Here is a 7,498-nt window from a genome sequence, read left to right as displayed (position 1 = left end):
GCAGCGAGCTTCGCTTGTTCTGCATATTTTCCCAAGACATTCCCCAAAGATAGGTGCAACCTTCGGGGGTCAGTTCAATTTTACAGAGGACATCACGGCAATACAATGAGCGCGCTATCTTAGTGATTTCCCGAATTGGATAATAAAAACGTTTCATAGAAACGTTTTTATAGTTATCTTTGATGCCTGAGCGAGCCGTGCGATGCCTGTCCCATCACGCCTCGCGCACCGCTTCGCGTCCTCGGGCAACCGCATGTCACCCATGCCCGCGCCGCGAATCGCACAGACCAACAAGGAGGAGCACGTGGACAAATCATTCGATGGGGCCGCCGGTCTGACGCCTGGCGAGACGCGCGAGGCAACGCTGCTTCCGGGCACGGCCGAGGAACGCGCCGCGCTCGTCAGACGCGCGGTGTTCGCCAGTCTGGTCGGCACGGCGGTGGAGTGGTACGACTACTTCATCTTCGCGACCGCCTCGACGCTCGTGTTCGGCGAACTGTTCTTCCCCGGCACCGATCCGATGATCGGCGCGATCAAGGCGTTCGCCGTGTTCGGCGTGGGCTTCTTCGTGCGGCCGCTCGGCGGCATCATTTTCGGCGATATCGGCGACCGCTTCGGCCGCAAGAAGGCGCTCGTCATCACCTTCATGACGATGGGGATCTCCACGTTCCTCATCGGGCTGCTGCCGACGACGCAGAGCATTGGCCTGTGGGCGCCGATCCTGCTCGTCGTCCTGCGTCTGTGTCAGGGCTTCGGCGTGGGCGGCGAGTGGGGCGGCGCGGCGCTGGTGGCGGTCGAATATGCGCCGAAGGGCAAGCGCGGCGTGTTCGGCAGCGTGCCGCAGATTGGCAACGCGATCGGTCTCGTGGCCGCGACCGGCGTGTTCGCGCTCGTGTCGCGCATGCCGCGCGAAGACATGCTGGCCTGGGGCTGGCGCGTGCCGTTCCTGTTTTCCATCGTGCTCGTGGTGGTCGGCCTTTTCATCCGCTTCCGTCTGACCGAAACGCCCGCCTTTCTCGCCGCGCAGGAAGCCGCGAAGAAGAAGCGCGCCGGCGACATGGCGAAGAAGGAACCGGTCGATACGAAACTGCCGCTTTCGCTCGTGCTCCGGCACTTCTACAAGCCGCTGCTGCTCGCCATGGGCATGCGTCTGGGCGAAGCGTTCTTCGGCTACATCACCCTGACGATCGGCCTCGCTTACGCGAGCCACTACACGACGGTGCCGAACACGCACATTCTGTGGGCCGGCACGGTGGCGGCGGCGGGCGGCGCGTTCACGTACTACTTCTTCGGCGCGCTGTCGGACAGGATCGGGCGTCGCGGCACGTTCATCATCGGCGCGGTGACCGGCATTCTCTTCATCTTCCCGTTCTTCTGGATTCTCAAGTCGGGAAACATCCCGATGGTTTATCTCGCCTACTTCATCGCGTACACGGTCGGCGTCGGCGCAACGTATGCGGTCGAACCGAGCTTCTTCTCGGAGCTGTTCGGCACCAAGGTGCGCTACACCGGCATCTCGCTCGCCGCGCAGATTCCGAGCATTCTGGTCGGTTTGTGGCCGATGGCGTCCGCCGCGCTGCTCGTCTGGTCCAAAGGCGATCCGTGGCCGATCGCCGCGATCACGGCGTTCACCTGCCTGATCGGCGCGGCATGTGCGTTCATCGCGCCGGAAACCAACCGCGCCGATCTCACCAAGCTCGATCACGACGAGCACGAGACCATCGCGCGCTGATAAAGACGGACTGCCCGACATACCGGAGACATCAAGAAGATGAGTCAGACGACGAACACGGAACGCCCCTGGCGCGACCTGACCGACCCGCGCCGCGCGGTCGGCGTGGACGATCTCGAAGCGGGGCTCAAGGAGCCGGTATTCGAGAATCTCGACATACCCGAGGCGCTCGGACCGGTGACGATCACCGTCGACGATCACAAGATCAAGCGCTTTTCCTTTACTCAGGACGATTATTCGCCGTGGTATCTGCAGGACGGCGCGAGTCCGTTCGGCGGCGCGCGCATCGGCCAGCCGTGCCTGCTCGGCAACGATCTCGTGCAACTGTTCACCACGCGCTATCGCGCCAGCAAGACGGTAGGCTTTCATACCGAAGAGCAGATGTGGTTCGACAGCCCGGCGAAGCTCGGCGAGCGCGTGACGATGAAAGGCACTTACGTCGAAGCCTACGAGCGTCGCGGACAGGGCTATGTCGTGATGGAAGCGCAGGCCACCGGGGAGGACGGACGCAGCATCGTGCGCCATCGCGGCGTGGAGATCTTGCGCACCGTGCCGGGCAAGATCGCGGGCCGCGGCAGTGAGAAGCCTGAAAAACGCGTGACCGGCGAAGTGAGCAGCGACGCCCGCCGCATCGAAACGATCACGCGCGATGTGCGCGCAGGCGACGTGCTCGCGCCGACGGTGAAGACCATCACGGCGGAACAGGCGGCGGTCTTTTCGCGTATTGGCGAATACGTGCACAACATCCATAACGATCTGCGCATCGCGCGGGCGGGCGAGTTGCCGACACTCATCGTGCAGGGTCAGCAGCAGGCCGGTCTGATCGGTGAGGCGATGGCGCGCGCGTTCGGCGCATCGTTCTTCACGGACGGCTGGTTCAAGGTCAAGTTCGTTGCACCCCTGCAGGTGTTCGATCCCATCGAACTGTCGGGCGTCGTCACGGACGTGACGGAAGCATCCGGCGGCAAGCTCAGGGTGGAACTGGAAGTGTGGGCGCGGCGCGCCTCCGATCAACGGCTCACGACCGTGGGCTGGGCCTCGGGCATCGTCGATCGATAACGTACGCTCGCTGTGCAGCGACATCGTCTAAACATCTCACTATAAAAACGTTTTTATAGAAACGTTCTTATGTTAGATTGAAGTGGTCAACGAATACTCAGGAGGGGTACATGCAGGTCACTCAAGGAGAAGTCGCGGCAGTGGCGCAGCCGCAAACCGTCGCCCATGCAATGGCGGCGGCGCTCAAGCGTCACGGCGTCGAAGTGATCTTCGGTCAGGCCATTCCGGCCGCGCTTTTCCTGGCGACGAAGCATTACGGCATTCGCCAGATCGGCTATCGCGCCGAGAATGCCGGCTCGTACATGGCCGACGCCTACGCGCGCCTTTCGCACAAGGTGTCCGTGGTGACGGCGCAGAACGGGCCGGCGGCGACGCTGCTGGTCGCGGGCCTGGCGGAAGCGCTCAAGGCTTCCGTGCCGGTCGTCGCGATCGTGCAGGATGTGCATCGCAAGCAGACGGACAAGAACGCATTCCAGGAACTCGATCACCTCGAACTTTTCAAGGGCGTGTCGAAGTGGACGCGCCGCGTGACCGAGGCGGACCGCATCGACGATTACGTGGACATGGCCTTCACCGCGGCGGCATCCGGCCGGCCGGGACCGGTCGTGCTTATCGTGCCGATCGATCTGTTCAACGAGCCTGCGGCCGTCGTGCCGCGCAAGCATGCGTCGAATCTCGGCACGTTCCCGCTCGACCGCTGCATCGCGGACCCGGCATCGGTCGCGGCTGCTGCCGGGCTGCTTGCGAACGCGAAGGCACCGCTCATCATCGCGGGCGGCGGCGTGCATGTGTCGGACGCGGCGCAGGAACTCGCGGACTTGCAGGAAGCCGCCTCGCTGCCGGTCGGCACCACGGCGATGGGCAAGGGCGCCGTGAGCGAGGACCACGAACTGTCGCTGGGCGTGGTCGGCTATTTCATGGGCACGCGCGGGCGCACGCGGCATCTGCGAGAGATGGTCGAGAACGCCGACGTCATCATGCTGATCGGCAACCGCACCAATCAGAACGGCACGGATAGCTGGAAGCTGTATCCGCAGAGCGCGCGTTATATCCATCTCGATATCGACGGTCAGGAAGTCGGCCGCAATTACGATGCCCTGCGGCTCGTCGGCGACGCGAAACTGACGCTCTCCGCCCTCACCGAGGCGCTGAAAACCCGCGATCTGAGCGCACGCCACGCCGCGCGCCCTCAACTCGCGCAAATGATTTCGGCGGCGCATGAAGCGTGGCAGGCCGACATGAAGCAGGCCGTCGATCTGAACGCCGCGCCCGTGCGGCCCGAACGTCTGATGGCCGACCTGGACTCCGTGCTGACCGAAGACATGGTCGTGGTCGCCGACGCGAGCTATTCGTCGATCTGGGTCGCGAACTTCCTGAAAGCACGCGCGCCGGGAATGCGCTTCGTGACGCCGCGCGGCCTGGCCGGTCTCGGCTGGGGCCTGCCGTACGCAATCGGTGCGAAAGTCGCGCGCCCCGACTCGACGGTCGTGGCGCTCGCGGGCGACGGCGGCTTCGGGCACGTCTGGTCCGAACTGGAAACGGCGCGCCGCATGAAGCTCAATCTGGTGCTCATCGTGCTCAACAACCAGATTCTGGGATACGAGAAACACGCCGAGAAGGTCATCTTCAACGACTACACCGACGCGTGCGATTTCGAACCCGTCGATCACGCGGCCATTGCGAAAGCGTGCGGCTGCGAAGGCGTGCGCATCGAGAACCCGGCCGAGTTCCTGCCGGCACTGAAAGCCGCCTGCGCGTTCGAAGGCGTGACCGTGATCGACGTCGTGACGGACCCGGGCGCCTATCCGCCGGTCACCATGTTCGAAGGTCAGAACGTGCTCGAAGGCTGACGCGAACGCAGGAGACATATGTGAAAAAACTCTTGAATCGACCGGATGCCTACGCCGACGAAGCGCTCTTCGGACTGTGCGCGGCGCATCCGGACATCTATCGTCAACTGGGCGAAACCGGCCGCGTGATCACCCGCGCGGGCGGCGTGCGCGAGGGCAAGGTGGGCGTCGTGTCGGGCGGCGGGTCGGGGCATCTGCCGACCTTCACGGGTTACGTTGGCGAAGGCTTGCTCGACGCCTGCTCCGTCGGCAACGTCTTCGCGGGACCGAGCGTGCTCGACTGCATGGAAGCGGTGAAGGCCGCCAACGGCGGACGCGGCGTACTGCTGCTGTACGGCAATTATGGCGGCGACAGGATGAACTTCGACATGGCCGCCGAAATGCTGGAAATGGAGGACATTCCGACGAAAACCGTGCTCGTCGCCGACGACGTCGGCAGCGCGCCACGTTCGGAGCGCGAGAAGCGCCGCGGCGTCGCGGGACTCGTCTACCCGTACAAGATCGCGGGGGCGAAGGCCGAACAGGACGGGGCGAGCCTGAACGACGTCAGTTCGATCGCGCAGAAAGCGGTTGATGCAACCGTGACGATCGGTGTCGCGCTGACGCCGTGCACGGTGCCGGAAGCGGGCAAGCCGACTTTCGGTATCGGCGATGGCGAAATGGAAATCGGCATGGGCATTCACGGCGAGCCGGGCATCGCGCGCGGGCCGCTCAAGAGCGCCGATGAAGTCGCCGACGACATGCTCGCACGCCTGATCGACGATGCGGGCATCGGCCGCGGCGAGCGCGTGTCGGTGCTCGTCAATTCGCTCGGCGCGACGCCGCTCGAAGAGCTGTACATCCTCTTCGCCCGCGTGAGCCGGCGGTTGAAGGAGCAGGGCATTGCCATCGCGATGCCGCGCGTGGGCCGCTATGCCACCTCGATGGAAATGGCGGGCGCGTCGCTTTCGCTGTGCCGTCTGGACGGCGAACTCGAAGCGCTGCTCGCCGCGCCGGCGAAGTGCCCGTACTGGAGCGCGCTCTGACATGGCGATCACAGTCGAAGCATTGACGGCCATCTTGCGGCGCAGCGCGTCGCAGGTCGATAGCTTCGCCGCCGACCTCAACGAACTGGACGGCAAGCTCGGCGACGGCGATCTCGGCGCGACCCTGCAAAAGTGCGCGGCGAACATGCTCACGGCGCTCGATCAACCTGCATCGGGCGTCGACGCCGTGTTCAAGGCGTGCGCCATGGCATGCGCGCGTGCCTCCGGTTCGAGCTTCGGCACATTGCTCGGCGTGGCGTTCGTCGCGTGCGCGAAGTTCACGGCGGGCCAGTCGTCGATCGAGGCGGCGCAGATGCCCGCGCTGCTCAAGGCCGTGCTCGACGCGCTGATTGCGCGCGGCGGTGCATCGCTCGGCGACAAGACCGTGCTCGATCCGCTCGACGCCGTGCGTGCGGCCAGCGCCACGGCCGGCGACCGCCAGGCGCAATATGCAGCCGCCACGCGCGCGGTCGATGCCACGCTCGACGCATTCCGTGCCCGGCCCAACCGCATCGGGCGGGCACGCATGTTCGCGGAACGTTCCATCGGCATGGACGATCCCGGCATGGTGGCGTTCGCGCATCTGCTGCATGCGGCGGGCGGCGAAGTCTTCAACCACGAAAAAGACAGTGAGGAAACAGATGGCAGGCGCGCTTGAAGGCATCAAGGTACTGGATTTGTCGCGCTTCATCGCGGGTCCGTTCTGCGCGATGCAGCTTGCGGACCTTGGCGCGGATGTCGTGAAGGTCGAGCGTGCGGGCAAAGGCGAGGAGACGCGCCAGAACCTGCCGCAGCTCAACGGCGAAAGCCTGTATTTCATGACGTTCAATCGCAACAAGCGCAGTCTGACGCTCGATTTCCGCAGTCCGCGGGATCAGGAAACCTTGCGCAAGCTGATTGCGAAGGCGGACGTGCTGATCGAGAACTTCCGGCCCGGCACCATGGAGAAAATGGGCTGCGGATGGGACACCCTGCGCGAACTGAATCCGCGTCTCGTGATGGTGCGCATCTCCGGTTTCGGGCAGACGGGCCCGCTTGCCCAGCGTCCGTGTTTCGATGCGATCGCCCAGGCCATGAGCGGCCTCATGAGCATCACCGGCCAGCAGGACGGCCCGCCGATGATGGCGGGCACCTTCATGGTGGACTACGCATCGGGGCTTTACGCGACCATCGGCACGCTCGCCGCGCTGAACGTGCGCAGCCAGACCGGGCGCGGTCAGCTCGTCGAATCCACGCTGCTGGAAAGCGCCATCAGCATGCTGATTTCCGCGATTCCGGCGCAGGCGCAACTCGGCGAGGCCATGGAGCGCTGCGGCAACGTGGATCGCTACACGGCGCCCGTGAACAGTTATCCGTCTGCGGACGGCGCATTCGTCTATCTCTCGGCGGGCACGGACGCGCTGTTCCCGCGACTGGTCGAAGCGATGGATCAGCCGGGGCTCCTGGCCGATGAGCGCTTTTGCACCGCGCATGCGCGTCTGTCGAACGCAGTCGCGATCAGCGATATCGTCGCCGCGTGGGTGCTCAGGCATGACGCCGCCGAGGTGGTCGCCGCGATGGACCGCGCAGGCGTCCCATGCGCCAAGGTCGCAACGATGGACGAAGTGGTGACCAATCCGCAACTGCTGGCGCGCGGGCAGATCGTCGATATCGACCATCCGGTGGCGGGCCGCTATTCGACGCACGGCGTGACGGTATCGCTGTCCGACACACCCGGCGAGATACGCCGTGCGCCGCCGCTGCTCGGCGAGCATACGGAAGAAGTGCTGCGCGGATGGGGAGTCGCCTGACGCGCAGAAAATAATGACGGAGACCGATGCGAATCTCTTCGC

At 64.7% G+C, this 7,498-nt stretch carries 6 protein-coding genes; all 6 read left to right on the top strand.

Going from position 1 to position 7,498, the window contains the following annotated elements; all coding sequences use genetic code 11:
• The first annotated feature begins 304 nt into the window (after positions 1 to 304).
• The 6 genes from NCT04_RS33160 (at position 305) to NCT04_RS33135 (ending at position 7,456) form a co-directional block, all read left to right on the top strand.
• Positions 305 to 1,732, top strand: a complete 1,428-nt coding sequence (locus NCT04_RS33160) for an MFS transporter (RefSeq protein WP_250470055.1) — start codon at positions 305 to 307, stop codon at positions 1,730 to 1,732.
• A gap of 39 nt (positions 1,733 to 1,771) precedes the next feature.
• Entirely contained in the window at positions 1,772 to 2,791 is a 1,020-nt protein-coding gene (locus NCT04_RS33155; RefSeq protein ID WP_250470054.1) for a MaoC family dehydratase, read from the top strand.
• Positions 2,792 to 2,901: 110 nt separating this feature from the next.
• Positions 2,902 to 4,641, top strand: coding sequence for an acetolactate synthase catalytic subunit (locus NCT04_RS33150; protein ID WP_250470053.1), 1,740 nt, complete (start codon positions 2,902 to 2,904; stop codon positions 4,639 to 4,641).
• A gap of 20 nt (positions 4,642 to 4,661) precedes the next feature.
• Positions 4,662 to 5,666 carry a dihydroxyacetone kinase subunit DhaK gene (locus NCT04_RS33145; RefSeq protein ID WP_250470052.1) on the top strand — a complete coding sequence of 335 codons (1,005 nt, stop codon included), beginning with the start codon at positions 4,662 to 4,664 and terminating at the stop codon, positions 5,664 to 5,666.
• Position 5,667: 1 nt separating this feature from the next.
• Positions 5,668 to 6,324 (top strand): DAK2 domain-containing protein, encoded by a 657-nt coding sequence (locus NCT04_RS33140; protein ID WP_250470051.1) that lies wholly within the window; start codon positions 5,668 to 5,670, stop codon positions 6,322 to 6,324.
• A complete protein-coding gene (locus NCT04_RS33135) occupies positions 6,308 to 7,456 on the top strand; it encodes a CaiB/BaiF CoA transferase family protein (RefSeq protein ID WP_250470050.1) in 1,149 nt (382 codons plus the stop codon). Before NCT04_RS33140 ends, NCT04_RS33135 begins: the two co-directional genes overlap by 17 nt.
• The last annotated feature ends 42 nt before the right edge of the window (positions 7,457 to 7,498 follow it).

The sequence above is a fragment of the Caballeronia sp. GAFFF2 genome (assembly GCF_023631485.1).
In the GTDB taxonomy this organism is placed as follows: domain Bacteria; phylum Pseudomonadota; class Gammaproteobacteria; order Burkholderiales; family Burkholderiaceae; genus Caballeronia.
This window is presented reverse-complemented; position numbering and strand designations above follow the sequence as displayed.

What these genes read in the sequence shown, in the direction of transcription:
- NCT04_RS33155 (WP_250470054.1), top strand. Translation starts at nt 1,772, where the DNA reads ATGAGTCAGACGACGAACACGGAACGCCCCTGGCGCGACCTGACCGAC.
- NCT04_RS33150 (WP_250470053.1), top strand. Translation starts at nt 2,902, where the DNA reads ATGCAGGTCACTCAAGGAGAAGTCGCGGCAGTGGCGCAGCCGCAAACC.
- NCT04_RS33140 (WP_250470051.1), top strand. Translation starts at nt 5,668, where the DNA reads ATGGCGATCACAGTCGAAGCATTGACGGCCATCTTGCGGCGCAGCGCG.
- NCT04_RS33135 (WP_250470050.1), top strand. Translation starts at nt 6,308, where the DNA reads ATGGCAGGCGCGCTTGAAGGCATCAAGGTACTGGATTTGTCGCGCTTC.